Origin of the sequence: Pseudomonas sp. MH9.3 (assembly GCF_034354675.1) — a bacterium.
Classification (GTDB): Bacteria; Pseudomonadota; Gammaproteobacteria; order Pseudomonadales; family Pseudomonadaceae; genus Aquipseudomonas.
In genome coordinates, this window is sequence record NZ_CP133785.1 from 2,981,862 (window position 1) to 3,003,202 (window position 21,341).

25 protein-coding genes and 1 pseudogene are annotated in these 21,341 nt (G+C 62.6%); 13 read left to right on the forward strand and 13 right to left on the reverse strand.

The annotated features are described in order from the left end of the window. The first annotated feature begins 22 nt into the window (after positions 1-22). From RHM60_RS13040 to RHM60_RS13065, 6 genes and pseudogenes are all read left to right on the forward strand, one after another. Positions 23-661 (forward strand): hypothetical protein, encoded by a 639-nt coding sequence (locus RHM60_RS13040; protein WP_322212024.1) that lies wholly within the window; start codon positions 23-25, stop codon positions 659-661. A 566-nt stretch (positions 662-1,227) separates the two neighbouring features. After that, a pseudogene (locus tag RHM60_RS13045) lies at positions 1,228-1,375 on the forward strand (DUF4172 domain-containing protein); the annotation flags it as partial. 133 nt (positions 1,376-1,508) lie between these two features. Beyond that, positions 1,509-1,751: an exodeoxyribonuclease VII small subunit gene (locus RHM60_RS13050; RefSeq protein WP_003176346.1), complete on the forward strand. Its 243-nt coding sequence runs from the start codon at positions 1,509-1,511 to the stop codon at positions 1,749-1,751. Beyond that, positions 1,748-2,635, forward strand: coding sequence for a farnesyl diphosphate synthase (locus tag RHM60_RS13055; protein ID WP_322212025.1), 888 nt, complete (start codon positions 1,748-1,750; stop codon positions 2,633-2,635). Before RHM60_RS13050 ends, RHM60_RS13055 begins: the two co-directional genes overlap by 4 nt. Positions 2,636-2,746: 111 nt before the next feature. Then, positions 2,747-4,645, forward strand: coding sequence for a 1-deoxy-D-xylulose-5-phosphate synthase (gene dxs, locus RHM60_RS13060; protein ID WP_231423535.1), 1,899 nt, complete (start codon positions 2,747-2,749; stop codon positions 4,643-4,645). Between the two features lie 140 nt (positions 4,646-4,785). Continuing rightward, positions 4,786-6,675 carry a TonB-dependent receptor domain-containing protein gene (locus RHM60_RS13065; RefSeq protein WP_322212026.1) on the forward strand — a complete coding sequence of 630 codons (1,890 nt, stop codon included), beginning with the start codon at positions 4,786-4,788 and terminating at the stop codon, positions 6,673-6,675. Positions 6,676-6,689: 14 nt separating this feature from the next. Here RHM60_RS13065 and RHM60_RS13070 read toward each other — a convergent pair whose 3' ends face one another. From RHM60_RS13070 to nrdR, 12 genes are all read right to left on the reverse strand, one after another. Further along, positions 6,690-7,040, reverse strand: coding sequence for a hypothetical protein (locus RHM60_RS13070; RefSeq protein ID WP_322212027.1), 351 nt, complete (start codon positions 7,038-7,040; stop codon positions 6,690-6,692). A 127-nt stretch (positions 7,041-7,167) separates the two neighbouring features. Continuing rightward, a complete protein-coding gene (locus RHM60_RS13075; protein ID WP_209985316.1) occupies positions 7,168-7,968 on the reverse strand; it encodes a cobalamin-binding protein in 801 nt (266 codons plus the stop codon). Further along, positions 7,965-8,384, reverse strand: a complete 420-nt coding sequence (locus RHM60_RS13080) for an MFS transporter (protein ID WP_322212028.1) — start codon at positions 8,382-8,384, stop codon at positions 7,965-7,967. Before RHM60_RS13080 ends, RHM60_RS13075 begins: the two co-directional genes overlap by 4 nt. Further along, positions 8,381-8,998 (reverse strand): GTP cyclohydrolase II, encoded by a 618-nt coding sequence (gene ribA, locus RHM60_RS13085; protein ID WP_003232505.1) that lies wholly within the window; start codon positions 8,996-8,998, stop codon positions 8,381-8,383. Before ribA ends, RHM60_RS13080 begins: the two co-directional genes overlap by 4 nt. 128 nt (positions 8,999-9,126) lie before the next feature. Continuing rightward, positions 9,127-9,852, reverse strand: coding sequence for a transporter substrate-binding domain-containing protein (locus tag RHM60_RS13090; RefSeq protein ID WP_322212029.1), 726 nt, complete (start codon positions 9,850-9,852; stop codon positions 9,127-9,129). A gap of 54 nt (positions 9,853-9,906) precedes the next feature. After that, positions 9,907-10,872 carry a thiamine-phosphate kinase gene (gene thiL, locus RHM60_RS13095; protein WP_322212030.1) on the reverse strand — a complete coding sequence of 322 codons (966 nt, stop codon included), beginning with the start codon at positions 10,870-10,872 and terminating at the stop codon, positions 9,907-9,909. An 18-nt stretch (positions 10,873-10,890) separates the two neighbouring features. Further along, a complete protein-coding gene (gene nusB / locus RHM60_RS13100) occupies positions 10,891-11,391 on the reverse strand; it encodes a transcription antitermination factor NusB (protein WP_003232499.1) in 501 nt (166 codons plus the stop codon). Next, complete coding sequence (gene ribE, locus RHM60_RS13105) at positions 11,388-11,864, reverse strand: 6,7-dimethyl-8-ribityllumazine synthase (protein ID WP_003194576.1); 477 nt, start codon at positions 11,862-11,864, stop codon at positions 11,388-11,390. The genes nusB and ribE overlap by 4 nt, the downstream gene beginning before the upstream one ends. Positions 11,865-11,952: 88 nt before the next feature. Next, entirely contained in the window at positions 11,953-13,044 is a 1,092-nt protein-coding gene (gene ribBA / locus RHM60_RS13110) for a bifunctional 3,4-dihydroxy-2-butanone-4-phosphate synthase/GTP cyclohydrolase II (RefSeq protein WP_209985329.1), read from the reverse strand. A gap of 15 nt (positions 13,045-13,059) precedes the next feature. Beyond that, complete coding sequence (locus RHM60_RS13115; RefSeq protein ID WP_209985332.1) at positions 13,060-13,722, reverse strand: riboflavin synthase; 663 nt, start codon at positions 13,720-13,722, stop codon at positions 13,060-13,062. 46 nt (positions 13,723-13,768) lie between these two features. Continuing rightward, positions 13,769-14,896, reverse strand: coding sequence for a bifunctional diaminohydroxyphosphoribosylaminopyrimidine deaminase/5-amino-6-(5-phosphoribosylamino)uracil reductase RibD (gene ribD / locus RHM60_RS13120; protein ID WP_209985335.1), 1,128 nt, complete (start codon positions 14,894-14,896; stop codon positions 13,769-13,771). Next, positions 14,893-15,363 (reverse strand): transcriptional regulator NrdR, encoded by a 471-nt coding sequence (gene nrdR, locus RHM60_RS13125; RefSeq protein ID WP_003232491.1) that lies wholly within the window; start codon positions 15,361-15,363, stop codon positions 14,893-14,895. The genes ribD and nrdR overlap by 4 nt, the downstream gene beginning before the upstream one ends. Positions 15,364-15,503: 140 nt before the next feature. Here nrdR and RHM60_RS13130 point away from each other — a divergent pair, with 140 nt between their 5' ends. The 3 genes from RHM60_RS13130 to trxA all read left to right on the forward strand — a co-directional run bounded on the left by RHM60_RS13130 (position 15,504) and on the right by trxA (position 17,635). Next, the gene (locus tag RHM60_RS13130; RefSeq protein WP_003232489.1) at positions 15,504-15,959 is read left to right on the forward strand and encodes a YbaY family lipoprotein; all 456 of its coding nucleotides are present in this window, start codon (positions 15,504-15,506) and stop codon (positions 15,957-15,959) included. Next, positions 15,956-16,612, forward strand: a complete 657-nt coding sequence (locus RHM60_RS13135) for a class I SAM-dependent methyltransferase (RefSeq protein ID WP_322212031.1) — start codon at positions 15,956-15,958, stop codon at positions 16,610-16,612. The genes RHM60_RS13130 and RHM60_RS13135 overlap by 4 nt, the downstream gene beginning before the upstream one ends. A 150-nt stretch (positions 16,613-16,762) precedes the next feature. Continuing rightward, positions 16,763-17,635: a thioredoxin gene (gene trxA / locus RHM60_RS13140; RefSeq protein WP_209985342.1), complete on the forward strand. Its 873-nt coding sequence runs from the start codon at positions 16,763-16,765 to the stop codon at positions 17,633-17,635. Here trxA and RHM60_RS13145 read toward each other — a convergent pair. After that, positions 17,632-17,976: a hypothetical protein gene (locus RHM60_RS13145; protein WP_322212032.1), complete on the reverse strand. Its 345-nt coding sequence runs from the start codon at positions 17,974-17,976 to the stop codon at positions 17,632-17,634. The two genes, trxA and RHM60_RS13145, sit on opposite strands and share 4 nt — an antisense overlap. A gap of 131 nt (positions 17,977-18,107) precedes the next feature. Between RHM60_RS13145 and RHM60_RS13150 the strand changes: the two genes are divergently transcribed. From RHM60_RS13150 to RHM60_RS13165, 4 genes are read left to right on the forward strand one after another with little or no spacing between them, the layout of a single operon-like run. After that, the gene (locus tag RHM60_RS13150) at positions 18,108-18,719 is read left to right on the forward strand and encodes a DUF2796 domain-containing protein (protein ID WP_209985347.1); all 612 of its coding nucleotides are present in this window, start codon (positions 18,108-18,110) and stop codon (positions 18,717-18,719) included. 6 nt (positions 18,720-18,725) lie between these two features. Beyond that, positions 18,726-19,436, forward strand: a complete 711-nt coding sequence (locus RHM60_RS13155; protein WP_322212033.1) for an ABC transporter ATP-binding protein — start codon at positions 18,726-18,728, stop codon at positions 19,434-19,436. Between the two features lies 1 nt (position 19,437). After that, a complete protein-coding gene (locus RHM60_RS13160) occupies positions 19,438-20,703 on the forward strand; it encodes an ABC transporter permease (RefSeq protein WP_231423541.1) in 1,266 nt (421 codons plus the stop codon). 11 nt (positions 20,704-20,714) lie between these two features. After that, positions 20,715-21,236: a DUF3299 domain-containing protein gene (locus RHM60_RS13165; RefSeq protein ID WP_322212034.1), complete on the forward strand. Its 522-nt coding sequence runs from the start codon at positions 20,715-20,717 to the stop codon at positions 21,234-21,236. The last annotated feature ends 105 nt before the right edge of the window (positions 21,237-21,341 follow it).

Consider the following 21,341-nt stretch of genomic DNA (forward strand, 5'->3'; position numbering starts at 1 on the left):
GAACACTTACCAAAGGAAAGCAATGTTAGAGAAGAATAAAAAAATAGTACTTACAGGCGAAGAGGCTCTTGATGCTTTGAAAGAGGTTGAATTTATATTGATATCTCTACACAAAATGGGCAGCTATTATGCTGAAAAGCCTGGCGCCCTGGAAGAATATCGCAAAGCGACCACTGACTTTATCGATGATTGCGCCGTTACCCAGCGATTATCAAAGGTACGCACGATAATTTCTCAACACTTTGATGACTCTCTCGGCGATGATGAACTGGATGATATAGAGAGACACTTTTCCGATCTGAAATTCTGGAACCCCGATCAACCCTTGAATGGAAAAACACCTGAAACAAAAGCACTTGAAGTTTCGAAAGGAACCATTCAACAAGTCACGTGCAAGCGTAACGAATTACTGGTGGTTTTTACCAACCAGCAAGATGAATTTCTACTAATTACCTTTCACAACCCCATAGCATTCAAAAGCAATGGTGCGATTGGAGTTGAAACAGATGGCCTTTTTGAAGAAGAACACCTTACCCTTTCGCAAGACGCAAAATGCATTACCCCTCTGCAAAATACAGAAAGTTACTGCTTCAAGGCAGCCATCAGCAAAGAGATTATTTTTACAGTGACCTCAGACAGATACAGCGTTGAAAAGATATGACTAAAACTCAACAAACTCTCCAGACCAAAAATCCAAATTTGAGCGACCACCCAACGCTATGAAACACTGATTGATAGTCCTAATGGGCAAACCGCTAACTACCGTTATGACCCGCTTGGAACGCTCGCAAAAAAAAATGAACTATTTCGATGACGAGCTAGTTACGGAGCTGAGCTCCCAGAAAATCAACTTTGATACTCTACCCACAAATGACCACGATTCCTTTGTTAGAAAAATTAATGAAAACATAGCTTTTCAGGAAGCAATTGCCTGGAACAAACTGTACAAAAGCATTAAGTTCGCGGACAACCTCCCGGACTTGGCAACCTCACGACGGCTCAGGAAAATCATAAAAGTCGCCGACGATGAGATAATTATTGTGGGTGATGCGGTTTTTGACGAGGCATATTGCGTAATCTCTAACAACTAGAAGGAGCACCCAGAATCCTCCCTCAAATTAGATCCCGAGCCGAATCCGAAGCACAATCAGCTCACCAAATGAGCCGAATAACTTTTTTATTCGGCTCACGCACCCCAGGCATTCCACCATGGCTCATCCGCACTGAATCTGGCCGCACTTCCGCTGGCAACCCGGTCGCCCCGCGGCGTTGCTGCGCGAGTGTGGACAAGCCCGAGGCAAGCCGTTGAGCATGCTCGGCGATTGAGGGTGAGCAGTCGAATGTCGGCTCGGTGCGCTCGTCACTGGCACGGCGACAGACGGTCAGGTAAGCCGCCACCTCACGCGTTATCAGGTCAATACAGCAGACGAGTGATGCCCCGCTCATTTGCCCACAATCCCCATGTCTGCTAGTGTCGCGCCGGTTTACCGTCTACCGGAATAGCCGCCATGGCCCGCAAAAAAGTTGCACTCGATTTCGAACAATCCCTCGCCGACCTGCAAACCCTGGTCGAGCGTCTGGAGAACGGCGAGTTGTCGCTGGAAGACTCGTTGACGGCGTTTGAGCAAGGCATCGGCCTGACCCGTGACTGCCAGAGCGCGTTGGCGCAGGCGGAGCAGAAGGTGCAGGTGCTGCTGGAACGTGACGGGGAGCTGGCCGAAGAACCTTTCGATGCGGAACAGCCCGAATGATCGATGCGTACCAGGCCAGTAGCCAAGCCCGGGTCAATGCGGCGCTTGCGCCCTTGTTTGTTGCGCCGGGCCCTGAACTCAACCGCCTTTATGACGCCATGCGCTACAGCGTGATGAATGGCGGCAAGCGTGTGCGCCCGTTGCTGGCCTATGCCGCGTGCGAGGCATTGGGCGCGCCGGCCGAGCAGGCCAACGGCGCGGCCTGTGCGGTGGAGCTGATTCACGCCTACTCCCTGGTGCATGACGATTTACCGGCCATGGACGATGACGATCTGCGGCGCGGCCAGCCGACCACCCACAAAGCCTTTGATGAAGCGTATGCGATCCTCGCCGGTGATGGCTTGCAGAGCATGGCGTTCAGCGCATTGCTGGACCCGGCGCTGAGCCGCGTCGATGCCGAAACACGCCTGCGCATGGTCAACGCCCTGGCCCTGGCAGCAGGCCCGGCCGGGATGGTCGGCGGGCAGGCCATCGACATGGGTTCGGTCAGTCTCAAGCTGGACCAGGCTGCCCTGGAACACATGCATCGCCACAAGACCGGCGCGCTGATCGAGGCTGCGGTGCACCTGGGTGCCCTGGCCAGCGGTCGCGCCGAGCCCGCAAAATTGGCGGCGCTGCAGACCTACTCGCGGGCCATCGGCCTGGCCTTTCAGGTGCAGGACGACATTCTCGACGTGGAAAGTGATACCGCCACCCTCGGCAAACGCCAGGGCGCCGATATCGCACGGGACAAACCGACTTATCCTGCACTGCTCGGGCTCGATGCGGCCAAGGCGTACGCCCTGGAACTGCGCGATCAGGCCCTGGATGCCCTGCGACCGTTCGACGCGGCAGCCGCGCCACTGCGCGAGCTGGCGCGGTATATCGTCGAACGTCGCCACTGATCAACGGCGGCCATTTGCGCCGCCTATCGCTCAACTTCGGCGCTCCGCGTGGGCAGTTTGCGATGCTTGAGGTAAACTGCCGCCTCTTCTATACCTATAACGATTCGCCTGATGCCCACGACGTTTCAAGAGATTCCCCGCATACGCCCGTCCACGCCGCTGCTCGACCGTGCTGCCACGCCGGACGGCCTGCGTCGACTGGCTGAAGCCGAGCTGGAAACCCTGGCCGATGAACTGCGCCTGGAATTGCTCTACACGGTCGGCCAGACCGGTGGGCATTTCGGTGCCGGCCTGGGCGTCATCGAGCTGACTATCGCGCTGCACTACGTCTTCGACACCCCGGATGACCGGCTGGTGTGGGACGTGGGCCATCAGGCGTACCCGCATAAAATCCTTACCGGCCGTCGCGAGCGCATGAACAGCCTGCGCCAGAAGGACGGCATCGCCGCCTTCCCGCGCCGCGCCGAGAGTGAGTACGACACCTTTGGCGTCGGCCACTCCAGCACCTCCATCAGCGCCGCGCTGGGCATGGCGATTGCCGCCCGTCTGCAAGGCAGCGATCGCAAGGCGATTGCGGTGATCGGTGACGGCGCGCTGACCGCCGGCATGGCGTTCGAAGCGCTCAACCATGCGCCGGAAGTGGACGCCAACATGCTGGTGATCCTCAACGACAACGACATGTCGATCTCGCGCAATGTCGGCGGCCTGTCCAATTACCTGGCAAAAATCCTCTCCAGCCGCACGTACGCCAGCATGCGTGAAGGCAGCAAGAAGGTGCTCTCGCGTCTGCCCGGCGCGTGGGAAATTGCCCGGCGCACCGAAGAATACGCCAAGGGCATGCTGGTGCCCGGCACACTGTTCGAAGAGTTGGGCTGGAACTACATCGGCCCCATCGACGGCCATGACCTGCCCACCCTGATTGCCACGCTGCGCAACATGCGCGACCTCAAGGGCCCGCAGTTCCTGCATATCGTCACCAAGAAGGGCAAAGGCTTCGCGCCGGCGGAGGTCGACCCGATCGGCTACCACGCGATCACCAAACTCGACCCCCTGGACGCCCCCGCCGCCGCGCCGAAAAAAGCCAGCGGTCCCAAATATTCCGGAGTGTTCGGCGAATGGCTGTGCGACATGGCCGCCGCCGACCCACGGTTGGTGGGGGTTACCCCGGCGATGAAGGAAGGCTCCGACCTGGTGGCGTTCAGCGAGCGTTTCCCGCTGCGTTACTTCGACGTGGCGATTGCCGAGCAACACGCGGTGACCTTCGCCGCCGGCATGGCCTGTGAAGGTGCCAAGCCAGTGGTGGCGATCTACTCCACATTCCTGCAGCGCGGTTATGACCAGCTGGTTCACGACGTGGCGGTGCAGAACCTCGACGTACTGTTTGCCATCGACCGTGCGGGCCTGGTGGGCGAAGACGGCCCGACCCACGCCGGCAGTTTCGACCTGTCGTACCTGCGCTGCATCCCCGGCATGCTGGTGATGACGCCAAGCGACGAGAACGAACTGCGCAAGATGCTCAGCACCGGCCACCTGTACAACGGCCCCGCCGCCGTGCGCTACCCGCGCGGTACCGGCCCGAACGCAGTGATCGAAAAAGACCTCGAACCCATCGAGATCGGCAAGGGCATCGTGCGTCGCCAGGGCAGCAAGGTCGCCTTCCTGGTGTTCGGCGTGCAATTGGCCGAGGCGCTCAAAGTCGCCGAGAAGATCGACGCAACGGTGGTCGACATGCGTTTCGTCAAACCCCTGGATGAAGCGCTGGTGCGCGAGATCGCCGGCAGCCATGAGCTGCTGGTCACGCTCGAAGAGAACGCCATCATGGGCGGCGCCGGTGCGGCGGTCAGTGAGTGCCTGGCGCGGGAGAATATCCTCAAGTCGGTGCTGCACCTGGGCTTGCCGGACGTGTATGTCGAACATGCCAAACCTGCACAGATGCTCGCCGAATGCGGGCTGGACGAGGCCGGTATCGAAGCCTCGGTGCGCCAGCGCATGGCGTTGCTGGGCCTGTAGAAACAGGAACCAATAGGTGGGAGGGGGCTTGCTCCCGATAGCAGTGGGTCAGCGACATTCGAGTTGACTGACCCACCGCAATCGGGAGCAAACCCCCTCCCACATTGGTTTTGGGTTAACTTTCAATGCTATGGACAGCCATGAAGCCTCTTCATCTTGCCCTCCTGCTTCTGCCCGCCTCGGACCTGCTCGCCGCCAGCCGTGACGATGCCCTCAATCTCCCCGACGTGGTGATCAGCGCCAACCGCCAGGTCCAGGCCCGCAATGACAGCAGCGCCGCCAACACGGTGTTCACCCGCGACGACATCGTCCGCCTGCAACCCACCAGCCTCACCGACCTGCTCAGCCGCGTCCCAGGCGTGCAAATCGCGCGCACCGGAGGGCGTGGCAGTTTGCCGGGGGTCTACATCCGTGGCACGACATCCGCACAAAGCCTGGTGCTGGTGGACGGTCAGCGCATTGCCAATGCCACGTCCGGCGACAGCGGCCTGCAATACCTGAATGTCGACCAGATTGAGCGGGTGGAAGTGCTGCGCGGCTCACGCTCGGTGATCTACGGCAGTGATGCGATTGGCGGGGTGATCCAGGTGTTCACTCGGCGTAACGCCGAGCAGGGCCTGCAACCGCGCCTGAAGCTGGGTTTTGGCAGCAACCAGAGCTGGGAGCGCAGCGTCGGTCTGTCTGGTGGCGACGAACACACGCGCTTCAACCTCGGCGCGAGCCTGGATGAAACGGCTGGCATCAACTCGAGCCATGAGTCGTTTGCCAGCGACGGCGACCGCGACGCCTACCGCAACCAGTCCGTCAGCCTGAACCTCAGCCATTCGTTCAGCGATGACTGGGAAGCGGGTTTCAATCTGTTGGATAACCGTGGCAAGTCGGAATACGACAACAGCTTCGGCCGCTACGACCTTGCCACCGGGCAAAGCGTCGGACAAAAGCCCTACACCGACTACACCGTGAGCAGCGCCAGCGGCTACGTGGATGCGAGGCTCAGCGAGGGCTGGCAATCGCGCCTGGAACTGGGCCACAGCGAAAACCGTGACACCAAGCGCGACACCCTCAGCGATGATTTCAGCGTATTCAACACCTACCGCGACTCGCTCAACTGGCAGAATGACCTGACGCTCAATGACCGCAACAGCCTGATCCTCGGCGGCGACTGGTACGAGGACCGCTTCCACGGCTCCACCACCTTCAGCGAAAACAGCCGCTGGAACCGCGCTGCCTTTGTGCAGCATCGCTTTCACGGCGAGTGGTTCTCCACCGAGCTGGGCCTGCGCCGCGATCAGAACCAGCAGTTCGGCAGCCAGAACAGCTGGAGCGGCACCCTGAGCGTACCGATCAACCCCGACAACGACGTGCTCTTGAGCTACAGCGAAGGCTTTCGCGCGCCGACCTTCAACGACCTCTATTACCCGGATACGCAGTACAGCAACCCCAACCTGCGGCCCGAAACCTCAAAGAGCTACGAGCTGCAATGGCGCAGCCAACTGTCTGACCACGCCCGCCTGGAAGCGTCGCTGTACCGCACGAACTTGAGCGACGCGATCATTCTGGACAGCACCAGCAAACCGCAGAACGTCGCCTCGGCGCGCATCAATGGCTTTGAAGCGGCGCTCAAGCAGGAGCTGTTCGGTTGGCAGGGCAATGTGGGCGTTTCATTCATCGACCCGCGTGATCGCGATACCGGCCACACCCTGGCCCGTCGCGCGCGCCGCACGTTAAGCCTGGATCTGGACCGGCAATTTGACGCGTTGGGCGTGGGCGCAAGCTGGCAGGCAATCAGCAACAGCTACAACGCTCAAGACAATCAGGACCGCCTGGGCGGTTACGCGCTGCTCGGGTTGCGCAGCAGGTGGGCGGTCACGCGCGAAGTCAGCGTTTCGCTCAACGTCGACAACCTGCTCGACCGCCAATACGCCCGCGCCCGCTACAGCTACAACGCAGCGGACTTTTCCAATAACCAGAACTACCGCGAAGAAGGCCGCACCTGGATGCTGGGCCTGACCTGGACACCTCGGTTGTAGCGACCCGGCAACCTCTAGCGGACAGACGCCTTGCCGGCATCCAGATAACCTTCCTTGATTGCCCGTTCACAGCCTATGAACCCGTACGCGCCAACACGGCCCGCGTCGGTAATGCCGACGTAAAAGTCCTGTTTTTTGCCTTTGTTTTCCAGCTGGTAGTCAAGGCACTCCAAAACACCGTTGCGCGCCGCGATAACACGCAGGGGCTGCTGGATCGCAAGCATGTCCTGCTTCGTGGCGCCACCTGCGTAGATTCTGGTGGGAATAGCGTGGTCGTTGAAATTCATGATCGTAGAGATACCTTCCAACGTGCTGCACCCGGTCAGCAATATGGCGGCGCAACTACCAATGATCAAACGTCGCATGGTCACCTCCTGTTATTGAACGATCGCTATGCGGTACGCATCGCGCGCAGCAGCGTAGCGTCACATCGCCGAAATCACCCGACCGACAAGTCTCAATAACAGGTAGGAAAACGTTTACCGTGCGTGCCTACTCACGTTGCGGCGCAATCAACTCGCAGAGTTTGGCCACCGCGTCGACCATCTGGCCGCTGGGCCGCTCCAGGCCTTTATCGGGCACCTGCAGCAAGCGCCCTTGCGCTACCGCGGCGATCTGCGGCCAGACCTTCCAGGCTTCCAGTTGAAGCTGATCCCCCGCCACGATCACCTCAGGGTTGCGCTGCAGTACCGACTCGACGCTGACCTGCGGTGCCGGCAGCGTAAGGTCGTCGAACACGTTGCGCGCCCCGCACACCGCCAGGGCATCACTGATGATCTGCCCACCGCCCACGGTATACAGCGGCTGATTCCATACCTGATAAAACACCCGCAGCGGTTCGGCGCGCTGGTAGCGCTGGCGCAATTCAAGCAGGCGCTGGCGCAGCCGGGTGGCGAGCTGGCGACCTGCGTCGGCACGGCCCACCTGCTCGGCAATGGTCTGCACTTGGCTGGCCAGTTGCTCAAGGCTGTGGGGTTCAGCGACGTACACGGGGATTTTCAGGCGTTGCAGCTGCTCACGCTGGCCCGGGCCGACGCTGCCGGGCCACAGCAGGATCAGGTCGGGTTGCAGGCTCAGCAGGCGCTCCATGTCCAACTGCCCGTAACGCCCGACCGAGGGCACGTTCGCCAGCGCCGCCGGGCGCTCGCCGCCATCGAGCACGCCCACCAATACATCGGCGGCGCCCAGTTCCAGCATGATTTCAGAGAGTGACGGCGCCAGGCTGACGACGCGCTCGGCGGCCAATGCCTGGGCACTGAATGCCAACAGCAGCGCCAGCCAGTAGCGTTTCATCCCAACTGACGCGGAATGCGGTAGAGATAAAACAACACCGTCGTCGACAGCGCCAGCAGGAACAACGGCAACGCCTCCAGACCGACGAACACCGCCAGCGCGCCGATCCAGGCAGGCAGCGCCGCCACCAGCAAGGCCGTGCGTCGACGGGCCGCGAGGGTAATCCAGGCGGCGGGTTCTTCGGCGGTGTCGAGGGCTTTGGAGGTGACGATCAGCGCCTGTTTATAGCCATGAAAATAGCGCAGGCTGAGAAACATCGAGGCCACGCCGGCAATGAACAACGGCATGGGCAGCATGGGCAGCAGGGATTGGGCGCGGCCGAACACCAGGTTGATCACGAACAACGGCAGCAAGGCCAGGGCCAGGTACTGCCACCAGTTGATGGACAGTCGCCGTTTCACCTGGCCGCGAGTCACGCGCGGTCGACCTCGCCCTGGTGCTCGTTGCCCATCATGTGGTCAAGCTTGCTGGCCTTGGTCGCCAGGTAAAGCTTGTTGTGCGGGTTGTGCCCGGTGTGCAGCGGCACACGCTCGGCGACGGTAATGCCCATCTCGGTCAGGGCCTTGACCTTGCGCGGGTTGTTGGTCATCAGGCGCAGGGATTTCACCCCCAGGTGCTCCAGCATCGGCAGGCAGATCCCATAATCGCGCTGATCGGCGGCAAAACCCAGGCGTTCGTTGGCTTCAACGGTGTCGGCGCCGCCGTCCTGCAACTCATAGGCGCGGATCTTGTTCATCAGGCCGATGCCCCGGCCTTCCTGGCGCAGGTACAGCAACACGCCACGGCCTTCGCGGGCGATAGCCTGCAACGCCGCTTCCAGTTGCGAACCGCAGTCGCAGCGCTGGCTGAACAAGGCGTCGCCGGTGAGGCACTCGGAGTGCACACGGCCCAGCACCGGCTCGCCATCAGCGATATCGCCCAGGCTCAGCACAACGTGCTCGCGCCCGGTGGCTTCTTCGAGAAAGCCGTTCATGGTGAACGTGGCAAAAGGGGTAGGCAGCTTGGAAGCGGCGACGAAAACGACGGGCACCGTGTGCTCCTGATTTCAGATTTCACAGAGGCGGGCATTGTACAGCAGGTTCCGGCAGACGCTTAAGTTGAATACGCGCTGATCAAGATCAATCGGTTCGATTGGCCTTCGCCACGGTTCTATGCACGTCAGAACGGATACGGCAGCTTCCAGCGCTGAAAGATCGGCTTCAGCTCGCCGCTTTTAACCAGCGCGGCCATGCGCTGGTTATGTACCGCCATCAATGCTCGCCCGCGCTCGTTGTCGGCAAAGCCCACGTAGAGCGGCAGTTCGATGATGGGGGTGAGCCTGAATTTTTCGGGATCGTCGGCCTGGCTGAGAACGTATCGGGCTTCGGTGAGCGAATCGATATAGAAGTCGGCGCGACCGTGCTCCAGCATCGGCAGGATCCCGTCGCGCCGCTGAATCTGGTTGAAGCGGTGTACGTTGGGCAGGTAATCCTCGTATTTATAGCCACGCACCCAGGCCAGACGGTAATTGCCCACCGTCGCCGGGGTCGGCGCCGGTGTAGTGGAAAGTCCCAGGGCGTAGACGTGATCGGCGTCGAAGGGCAAATCCGGGTACAACACGCCTTCGGTTTCGTCATGGTAGGAACCGACCCAGCCGTCCACTTCTCCACGCCGGGTCAGGCCGACCGAACGGGTGTACGGCACACTGCGGGTTTGCAGGGCGATGCCGGCGGGCTCGAACACCTGGCGCAATACGTCCCAACCCAGGCCGCTACCGTCGCGGTTGGTGTAATTGTCCCACTCCTCACTGGCCAGCGTGATTTTTCCCGGCACCGGCGATTCGTGCGCGTGCACCAGGGGCGCCACGACGCAAAGGAGGATCAGCAGCCAGCGGCGCACATCCATGGTGACGGTCTTCCATAGGTATTAATGGATTAAAGGGTAGCGCAGGTCGCCGGACTACGGCGCTTCATGAAAATGCTGATAGCCACGAACCCGCGGGGTAACGTCGTGCCCATCGGCATCCAGCAGCGTCACGCCCTGCCCCGCCGCGACCCGACCGATCACATGGATCGGCCAGCCGGCGGCCAGCAACGGCGTCAGCTCGGCCGCCGGTAACGTAAACGCCAGCACGTAGTCATCACCACCACTCAACGCGGCCACACGGGCCTCGTCATCGCCGACAAACGCCAGCAAGGCTGCAGACAACGGCAGCGCCTGACGCTCGATCAACAGGCTGACCGCCGACGCCCTGGCGATATGCCCGCAGTCGGCCAACAGCCCGTCGGAGATATCCATCGCCGAGGTCGCCTTGCCGCGCAGCGCCACACCCAGGGCCAGCTGCGGTTGCGGCGACCAGTAATGGGCCAGCAGCGGATCGGCAATGGCGGCATCCGCCGTGCGCTGGCCCAGCACCAACGGCAAAGCGCCGGCGGCATTGCCCAGCTCGCCGCCCACGCAGAGCAGATCATCCGGCTGCGCTCCGCTGCGGGTTAATGCCTGACCGGCCGGCACCCGGCCAAACACGGTCAGGGTCAGGCTCAGCGGGCCGCGCGTGGTGTCGCCGCCGACCAACCCAACGCCGCAGTGTTGCGCCATGGCGTTCAAACCCTGGGCATAGCGTTGCAACCAATCGGCATCAACGGTCGGGGTGGTCAGGGCAAGGGTGAATGCAAGGGGGCTGGCGCCCATGGCGGCCAGGTCGCTCACCGCCACGGCCAACGAGCGCTGGCCGAGCAGGAACGGGTCACAGGGGTCGGCAAAATGCACGCCGGCCACCAGGGTATCGGTGGAAACCGCCAGTTGCTCACCGGCAGGCAGCGCCAGCAAGGCGCAGTCGTCGCCGATCCCCAGGGCAATGCCTTCGCCGCCCTGCGCACACGGCGCGGTGGCGAAGTAATTGCGGATCAGCTCGAACTCGCCCATGCCGGACTCAAGCGCACATCAGCGCTTGTACGCCTTGACTTCGGCTTCACGCAGGCGCGGGGCCAGCTTGTCGAGCACGCCGTTGACGAACTTGTGGCCGTCGGTGGAACCGTAGACTTTCGCCAGCTCGATCCCTTCGTTGATCACCACGCGGTACGGCACGTCGACGCGCTTGAGCAGTTCCCAGGCGGACAGGCGCATGACGCACAGTTCAACCGGGTCGAGTTCTTCGATGGTCAGGTCCAGGCACGGAGCCAGGGCCGCGTCGATCTCGCTCAGGTTGGCGTGCACACCGTGCAGGATGTCGTGGAAGTACGGCAGGTCAGCGAAGGTGAAGTCGTTGTCGACGCGAAACTGCGCTTCGATCTCGGTCAACGAGGTGCCCGCCATCTGACGCTGGTACAGCGCCTGGGTGGCCAGTTGACGCGCAGCGCGACGCTTTTCGTTTTTCGAAGGCTTGCCGGCGTCCGCAGGGCGCGGGTCGCGTGGGTTGAAGTTGTCGCCGTCGTCGGAAATCACTTGGCCTCCAACTGCGACAGCAGGCTGACCATTTCCAGGGCGGACAAGGCAGCTTCTGCGCCCTTGTTACCGGCTTTGGTGCCGGAACGTTCGATGGCCTGCTCGATGGAATCCACGGTCAGCACGCCGAACGCGACTGGCACGCCGAACTCCATGGACACCTGGGCCAGGCCCTTGGTGCATTCACCGGCAACGTATTCGAAGTGCGGGGTGCCGCCACGAATCACAGCGCCCAGGGCGATGATCGCCGCGTATTCACCTTGCTGAGCAACTTTTTGCGCAACCAGTGGAATTTCGAAGGCGCCAGGGGCACGGATCAGGGTGATATCGCTTTCGCTCACACCGTGGCGAACCAGGGCGTCCACGGCACCGCTTACCAGGCTTTCAACCACGAAGCTGTTGAAGCGGCCAACCACCAGGGCGTAGCGGCCTTTGGGGGCGATGAAGGTACCTTCGATGGTCTTCAGGGTCATTCGACAAATCTCTTAAAGAGCAGGGACGCGAAAAATGCGTCCCTCAGTGATGTGTTAACCGCGAACAAGGGGCAAAAATCGCCAGGCTTTATTCGGAGGGCACGTATTCTACAACTTCCAGGTCGAATCCGGATATCGCATTAAATTTCATCGGTGCGCTCATCAGGCGCATTTTGCGCACGCCCAGGTCGCGCAGAATCTGCGAACCGGCACCGACGATGCTGTAGGTGGTCGGCGTCTTGATCTTCGAGTGTTCGGCGGTTTCGCGGATATGCGCGAGCAGAACATCGCCATCCACCGGGTTGCCGAGCAACAGCACGACACCGCTACCGGCCTCGGACACCGCAGCCATGGCGGCGCGCAGGCTCCAGCGACCCGGTTGCTTGACCATCAGCAGGTCGCGCAGCGGGTCCATGTTGTGCACCCGCACCAGGGTCGGTTCGTCGGCGCTGATGCTGCCCAGGGTGAGGGCCATGTGCACGTCGCCTTCCACCGAGTCACGGTAGGTCACCAGATTGAACTGGCCCAGTTCGCTGTCCAGCGGCTGCTCGGCAATCCGCTGAACGGTACGTTCGTGGATCATGCGGTAGTGGATCAGGTCGGCGATGGTGCCGATCTTGAGGTTGTGCTCTGCCGCAAAGGTCTCGAGTTCACTGCGACGGGCCATGGTGCCGTCGTCGTTCATCACTTCGCAGATCACACCGCTGGGCTCGAACCCGGCCATGCGCGCCAGGTCGCAGGCCGCTTCGGTGTGGCCAGCGCGTGCCAGGGTGCCGCCCGGCTGGGCCATCAGCGGGAAGATATGGCCGGGGCTGACGATGTCTTCGGCCCTGGCATCGCGTGCGGCGGCCGCTTGCACGGTGCGCGCGCGGTCGGCAGCGGAGATCCCGGTGGTAACGCCGGTGGAGGCCTCGATGGACACGGTGAACTTGGTGCCGAACCCCGAGCCGTTGCGCGGCGCCATCAACGGCAGCTTGAGCAGTTCGCAGCGCTCGCGGCTCATGGGCATGCAGATCAGCCCGCGGGCATGCTTGGCCATGAAGTTGATGTGTTCAGCCTTGCAGGCCTCGGCGGCCATGATGATGTCGCCTTCGTTCTCGCGGTCTTCGTCATCCATCAGGATGACCATCTTGCCTTGGCGGATGTCTTCAACCAGTTCTTCGATGCTGTTGAGCGCCACGCGGCACCCCCTTGGTCAGGATTTGAGGTAGCCGTTGGCGGCCAAAAAACTTTCGGTGATGTTACTGCCGGTGGGCTCTGCGGCCTTATCGCCCATCAACAGGCGCTCCAGGTAACGGGCCAGCAAGTCCACTTCCAGGTTCACCCGGCGGCCCGGCTGGTAGGACGCCATGATGGTTTCGCTGAGGGTGTGGGGAATGATGGTCAGCTCGAACTCGGCGCCATTCACGGCGTTAACGGTCAGGCTGGTGCCGTCCACGGTGATCGAACCTTTGTGGGCGATGTACTTGGCCAGCTCTTTGGGCGCGCGGATGCGAAACTCCACGGCCCGCGCGTTTTCGCTGCGCGCGACCACTTCGCCGACGCCGTCGACGTGGCCGCTGACCAGGTGGCCACCCAGACGCGTGGTCGGCGTGAGGGCTTTTTCCAGGTTCACCGGACTGCCGGCCTTGAGGTCGCTCATCGCGGTGCAGTCCAGGGTTTCGCGGCTCACATCGGCGGCAAAGCCATTGCCCGGCAGTTCAACGACGGTGAGGCATACGCCGCTCACCGCAATGCTGTCGCCCAGTTTGACGTCGCCCAGGTCGAGCTTGCCGGTTTCAACCAGCAAGCGGATATCGCCGCCTTTGGGGGTCATTGCGCGGATGCTGCCGATGGATTCGATGATGCCGGTGAACATGTCGTTCTCCTGAAAACGGGGGACGGGCGCCTGAGCCCGGTCAGAATTATACGCTCGCTGCTGGCACAGGGATGGCAGTGACTCGCCAGTCGTCGCCCACAGCGCGCATGTCAGTGATCTTGAGTTGGGGGGCGTCGGCCAGTTGCTCAAGCGGCCAGTCCAGCAACGGCCGGGCGGCGGAGCCGAGAAACTTGCCGGCGACGAAAATCACGTATTCGTCCACCAGGCCCTGCCGGGCAAATGCACCGGCCAGGCTTGGCCCGGCTTCCACCAGCACCTCGTTGACGCCACGGGCTGCCAGGGCCACCAGCGCCGAGCGCAGGTCGACCTGCCCCTCCACGCCCGGCACCACCAGGCATTCGGGGCCACGGGGGAATTGGTTTTGCGCGGTGACGCAGGTGATCACCAGCGCCGGGCCGGCCTTGAAGAACGGCGCATTGAGCGGCACGCGCAGACGGCCGTCGATCAGCACACGCAGCGGCGGGCGCGACATGGCCAGGGCGGTGGTTTCGGGATCGAGGCCGAGTTCGGCGGCGCGCACGGTCAGGCGCGCACCGTCGGCCAGCACCGTGTCGGCGCCGGTCAGCACCACACTGGCCTGGGCGCGCAGGCGCTGCACGGCGGCGCGGGCGGCGGGGCCGGTGATCCATTGGCTTTCACCGCTGGCCATCGCGGTGCGCCCGTCCAGGCTCATCGCCAGCTTCACCCGCACGAACGGCAGGCCATGTTCCATGCGCTTGAGAAAGCCGGGGTTAAGCGCCCGCGCTTCCGCTTCCAGCACACCGCTGCGCACTTCGATACCGGCCTGCGCCAGGCGCTGCATGCCGCGCCCGGCCACTTCCGGATTGGGGTCCTGCATGCCGGCCACAACCCGCGCGACGCCGGCCGTCACCAGCGCATCGGCGCAGGGCGGCGTGCGGCCGTGGTGGCTGCAGGGTTCGAGAGTGACGTACACCGTGGCGCCGCGCGCCTTGCTACCTGCGGCGCGCAGGGCGTTGGGTTCGGCATGGGGTTCGCCGGTGCGCTCATGCCAGCCTTCGCCGACAATCTGCCCGTCACGCACGATCACGCAACCCACGCGGGGGTTGGGATGGGTGGTGTACAGGCCCTTGCGCGCAAGTTCCAGGGCGCGGGCCATGTAATGAGCGTCGAGCACAGCCTGTTCATTGCTCATTGTTTGGACGGCTCACGCGCCAGGCGGTCGATCTCTTCGCGGAACTCGTTGAGGTCCTGGAAGCGTCGATACACGGAGGCGAAACGGATATAGGCGACTTCGTCGAGCTTTTGCAGCTCGCCCATCACCAGTTCGCCCACCACCAGGCTCTTGACCTCGCGCTCGCCGGTCGCACGCAGCTTGTGCTTGATGTGCACCAGCGCCGCTTCCAGGCGCTCGACACTCACCGGGCGTTTTTCCAGGGCGCGCTGCATACCGGCGCGCAGTTTGTCTTCGTCGAAAGGCTGGCGGCTGCCGTCGGACTTGATCAGACGGGGCAATACCAGTTCGGCGGTTTCAAAGGTGGTGAAACGTTCACCGCAGCCAGACGCCAGGCATTCGCGCCGGCGACGCACTTGATCGCCCTCGGCGACCAGACGCGAATCAATGACTTTGGTGTCGTTGGCACCGCAGAAGGGACAGTGCATGGTTGGCAGGCAACAAAAAATGGGAGGGCCATGGTAGCGCATCCCCGTGGCAAGACAAGCCATAGCCTTTACGGTATATAGGCAGGCTCATATGTTTGTTACCTTTCACGTCACGGATTTAGTCCTTTCTGGAGCTGTACATGCAGTTACGACCACTTGTTTTGCTCACTCTGCTCGGTTTTCTGGTCGCCTGCAGCAGCGAAGCCCCCAAGCCCGCCGCACCGGTGCCTGCGCCCGCGCAGGAGAAAAAAGTGCCGGGCATTGAAGAGGTCGGCCCCCTGCCCGCCTATCAGCGTGAAATCAGCGGCAACCTGACCAACGTGCCGGCCGGCGCCGAAGTCGAGATGGCTCTGCTGGTGATCGACGAACGTTCGCGCCCGCAACAACTGCTCGCCAGCAGCGTGTTGACCGGCAACGGCAAACCCCTGGCCTTCCGCCTGCGCTTTAACCCCGAGGCCTTCCCGGCCGGTGCACGGGTTGAATTGCGTGGCCGCGCCAGCCAGTCCGGCCAGTTGATCCTGCACCTGCCCGCCGTGCGCATCACCCAGGCGATCACCCAGACCACCGGCCCCCTGCAACTCGTCAAGGCGCCATGATTGCACCGCTGGACCTGCAACGCGCCTTGAGCGAACTGATCGGTGACGCGCAACTGCTGCCCTGCGCGCTGCCGGGCACCGCGCTGTCGCTGTGGCTGCTGGACGCCGACAATATGGACCGCGCATTCAGCCAGGAAGAAACCCGGCGCATCCTCCATGAGCCGCCGTACTGGAGCTTTTGCTGGGCCAGCGGCCTGGCTTTGGCGCGCTACCTGGCGGCGAACCCGCAGTGGGTCGAGGGCAAGCGCGTGCTGGACTTTGGCGCCGGTTCCGGTGTGGCCGCGATTGCAGCGGCCAAAGCGGGCGCGCTGGAAGTGGTGGCCTGCGACCTGGACCCGCTGGCACTGGCGGCCTGCCGGGCGAATGCCGAACTCAACGGCGTGGAACTGGGTTATTCGGCGGACTTTTTTGCCGAAACCGATCGGTTCGATCTGATCCTCGTCGCCGATGTGCTGTACGACCGCGCCAACCTGCCGCTGCTGGATCACTTCCTCACCCGAGGCCGGGAAGCACTGGTGGCGGATTCGCGGGTGCGGGACTTTCAGCATGCCGATTACCGGCGACTGGAGATCCTTGACGCGCTGACACTGCCGGACCTGGCCGAGCCTTGGGAGTTTCGCAGGGTGAGCCTGTACCATTCGCGGCGCGCTTGAGGCCATCGCGGGCAAGCCCGCTCCCACAGGTGGCCGCATTCTTTTGTGGGAGCTGGCTTGCCTGCGATAGCGTCTTGCATGCACTGCGCTTTCAGCCAATGGCGCCAGCCCTTATAGTTGCCATCATTCCCGCTTTATTCGAGACGCCCCATGAGTGAACCCTCCCCATACATCTTCGACGTCACCACCGCCAACTTCGAACAGGCGGTGATTCAGAATTCTTTCGAAAAACCCGTGCTGGTGGATTTCTGGGCCGAGTGGTGTGCGCCGTGCAAGGCGTTGATGCCGATGCTGGCGCAGATCGCCGAGAGTTATCGGGGTGAGTTGTTGCTGGCCAAGGTCGATTGCGAGGCGCAGCCGGACATCGTCGCGCGTTTCGGCATTCAAAGCCTGCCGACGGTGGTGCTGTTCAAGGATGGCCAACCGGTGGACGGGTTTGCCGGGGCACAACCGGAATCGGCGGTGCGCGCGATGCTTGAGCCCCACGTGCAGATGCCGCCACCGGCGGCGGCGGACCCGCTGGAGCAGGCCCAGGCGCTGTTTGCCGAAGGCCGTATCAGCGATGCCGAAGCCCTGCTGGTGACGCTGCTCGGTGAAGACAATACCAACGCTGCCGCGCTGATCCTGTATGCGCGCTGCCTGGCCGAACGCGGTGAATTGGGCGAAGCCCAGGCCGTGCTGGACGCCGTCAGCGGCGACGATCACAAAGCCGCCCTTGCCGGCGCCAAGGCACAGATCACCTTCCTGCGCCAGGCCGCCGACCTGCCGGACGCCGCCGACCTGAAAAGCCGTCTGGCACAGAACCCGCAGGACGACGAAGCGGCCTACCAGTTGAGCATTCAACAACTGGCGCGCCAGCAATACGACGCGGCGCTCGAAGGCCTGCTCAAGCTGTTCATCCGCAACCGCAGCTACAGCGAAGGCCTGCCGCACAAGACCCTGCTGCAAGTGTTCGAGTTGCTGGGCAATGAACACCCGCTGGTGACCGTGTACCGCCGCAAGTTGTTCGCCGCGCTGTATTAATCGCCGACCCAATGGAACAGCGGCGTATCCCCGCCGCTGCTCACCTTGACGCTGGCGCTATGGCGCAGGCGCACCAGCAGGCGCTTGCCCGTCGCCGCATCACCGGCCAAACCGTCCAGTTGATCAAGCAATTCCAGGCCGCTTAACTGCCCGGCCTTGCGCAACAGCGCCTGGGCGTTCTGCCACAGGTCGTCATCCTGTTTAACCGGCGGCACCGCAGCCGGCGTACTCGGCGCCGGAGCGGTCTGTAATTGCGCGCCCAGCCGTGCCCAGTCGCCGTCGTCCAGCTCCAGGGTCAAGTCCACCGGCAGGTCGCCGACGGTTCCACGAATTCGCAACATCGTCTTTCTCCTGCATTTTTTCTGACGGGCATGCTCCCATGCGGCTTGCGCAACGCCAAGCGCGCGGTCAAACTCTCGGCACTATTGTTATAAGATCACATAACAAACCTTTCATGTTCTGGAGCCTTCCCATGCGCCGTCTGCTGCTCGCTTTGCCGTTTGCCCTGCTGCCACTGGCCGTGGCCCATGCCCATGAAGATCATGACCACGAACACAGCAGCCTCGGCGCCCATGAACATGGCGTGGGCCGCCTCAACGCCGTGCTCGATGGCCAGACCCTGGAGCTTGAGCTGGAAAGCCCGGCGATGAACCTGGTGGGTTTCGAACACCTGGCCACCACCGCCGCCGACAAGGCCAAGGTCGCCGCCGCGCGCAAGCAGCTGGAGAACCCACTGGCGCTGTTCAACCTGCCCAAGGCCGCCGGCTGCGCAGTGAGCACCCAGGAACTGAACAGCCCGTTGTTTGGCGACAAGCCTGAAGCCGATCACGACGATGACGATGATGCTGATGACCACGCCACCGACGGCAAGGGCGCAGCGGCCCACGAACATCACCACGACCACAGCGAAATCCACGCGCACTACCAGTTCACCTGCGCCACGCCGACGGCGCTGAGCAACCTGGACCTGAGCCAGGTGTTCAAGACCTTCCCCGCCACCAAAAAAATTCAGGTACAACTGATCGGCCCGAGCGGCCAACAAGGGGTCGACGCAACGGCCACAGCAACCACCCTGAAGTTCTGATTGCCCATGACCCACGCCTTGATCGAACTGTCTGACCTGAGCTTCAACTGGCCCGGTCACCCGCAGTTGCTGGACATCCCCGCGTTCCGCCTGGAACGCGGGGAAACCCTGTTTCTCAAAGGCCCCAGCGGCAGTGGCAAGACCACCCTGCTCGGGCTCCTCGGCGGTGTGCAGAAGCCCAGCGAGGGCAGCATTCGCCTGCTCGGCCAGGAACTGACCGAACTCTCGGCCGGCGCCCGCGACCGCTTTCGCGTCGACCACACCGGCTATATCTTCCAGCAGTTCAACCTGCTGCCGTTTTTGTCGGTGCGCGAGAACGTCGAGCTGCCCTGCCACTTTTCCAACGTGCGCACGCAGCGGGCAAGGCAGCGCCACGGCAGTGTGGACAAGGCCGCCGCCGCCCTGCTCGCGCACCTGGGCCTCAAGGATAAAGACCTGCTGGAACGCCGCGCCGACTCGCTGTCCATCGGTCAGCAGCAACGGGTGGCCGCCGCCCGGGCGCTGATCGGCCAGCCGGAACTGGTGATCGCCGACGAACCCACTTCGGCCCTGGACTACGACGCTCGCGAGGCGTTCCTTCAGCTGTTGTTCGCCGAATGCCGCGACGCAGGCGCCAGCCTGCTGTTCGTCAGCCATGACCAGAGCCTGGCACCGCTGTTCGACCGCAACCTGTCGCTGGCCGAACTCAATCGCGCCGCCATGCCCGCAGAGGTTTGAGATGTATCTGTTCCGTCTAGCCATGGCCAGTCTGGCTAACCGCCGCTTCACCGCGACGCTCACCGCTTTCGCCATCGCGCTTTCCGTGTGCCTGCTGCTGGCCGTGGAGCGCGTGCGGGTCGAGGCGCGCAACAGCTTTGCCAGCACCATCAGCGGCACCGACCTGATTGTCGGCGCCCGCTCGGGTTCGGTGAACCTGCTGCTGTATTCGGTGTTTCGCATCGGCAACGCCACCAACAACATCCGCTGGGACAGCTTTGAGCACTTCGCCGCCAGCCCGCAGGTGAAATGGGCGATCCCGATTTCCCTCGGCGACTCCCATCGCGGCTACCGCGTGATGGGCACCAACTCATCCTACTTCGAGCACTACCAGTACGGCCGCAAGCAGAACCTGGAACTGGCCAGCGGCCGCGCCTTCGCCACTGACCCGTTCGAAGTGGTGCTGGGCGCCGAAGTGGCTGACGCACTGCACTACAAACTGGGCGACAAACTGGTGCTGGCCCACGGCGTGGCGGTGGTCAGCCTGGTCAAGCACGACGACAAACCCTTCACCGTGGTCGGCATTCTCAAGCGCACCGGCACGCCGGTCGACCGCACGCTGCACATCAGCCTGGGCGGCATGGAAGCGATCCATATCGACTGGCACAACGGCGTGCCGGCCCAGGGCAAAGGCCGCATCAGTGCCGATCAGGCGCGCAATATGGACCTCACCCCGCAGGCGATCACCGCGTTCATGCTGGGCCTGAACAACAAGATCTCCACCTTCGCCCTGCAACGGGAGATCAATGAGTTCCGTGGCGAGCCGATGTTGGCGATCCTGCCCGGCGTCGCACTGCAAGAGCTGTGGAGCATGATGGGCACCGCCGAAAAGGCGTTGTTCGTGATCTCGCTGTTCGTGGTGCTGACCGGTTTGATCGGCATGCTCACGGCAATCCTCACCAGCCTCAACGAGCGCCGCCGCGAAATGGCGATTTTGCGCTCGGTGGGCGCGCGGCCTTGGCATATCGCAACCCTGCTGATTTTCGAAGCGTTCGCCCTGGCCTTGTCCGGAGTGATCGCCGGCGTCGGCTTGCTGTACGTGTGCATCGCCGCGTCTCGCGGGTACCTGCAGGCCAATTACGGTTTGGACCTGCCGATGTCCTGGCCAAGCCAATATGAATGGACCCTGCTGGCGGGTATTCTCGCCGCGGCGTTGTTGATGGGCAGCGTGCCGGCCTGGCGCGCTTACCGACAATCCCTGGCCGATGGCCTGTCCATACGTTTATGAGGAAGGCTTTGATGCGTCGTGCCCTGTTTGCATGCTTGCTGCTGATCAGCGTGCCCGTCTGGGCGCAGGACCAGCCCAGGGATCTGTCCTGGCAGGAGATGATCCCGCCGGACGCGCCGCCGGAAATCCCCAATATGAAACCGCTGCACGACCTGTCGAACATGGCCGATGCCCTGTCCGTCGAGGCCGCGCCCGCCGCCAAGCAGGACCTGCCCAACGCGCCGGTGGTGCAGAGCCTGGACGGCAAGCACGTTCGCCTGCCGGGCTATATCGTGCCACTGGAAGTCAGCGAAGAAGGCCGCACCACCGAGTTCTTGCTGGTGCCGTATTTCGGCGCGTGCATCCACGTGCCGCCGCCGCCGTCGAACCAGATCGTGCATGTGAAAAGCGAAGTCGGCGTGAAGCTCGATGAGCTGTACCAGCCTTATTGGATCGAGGGCGCGATGCAGGTCAAGCCGTCGTCCAGTGAGCTGGCCGATGCCGGTTACCAGATGGATGCCGAGAAGATCTACCTGTACGAACTGCAGGAATAGTCCCGCCCCCAAGCACACCAACGAACAACGGTGGGAGCAAGCCCCCTCCCACCGTTTTAATGCACGCATAGCGCCTTTCATTGAGCTGAGTCAAAAGATCGGACG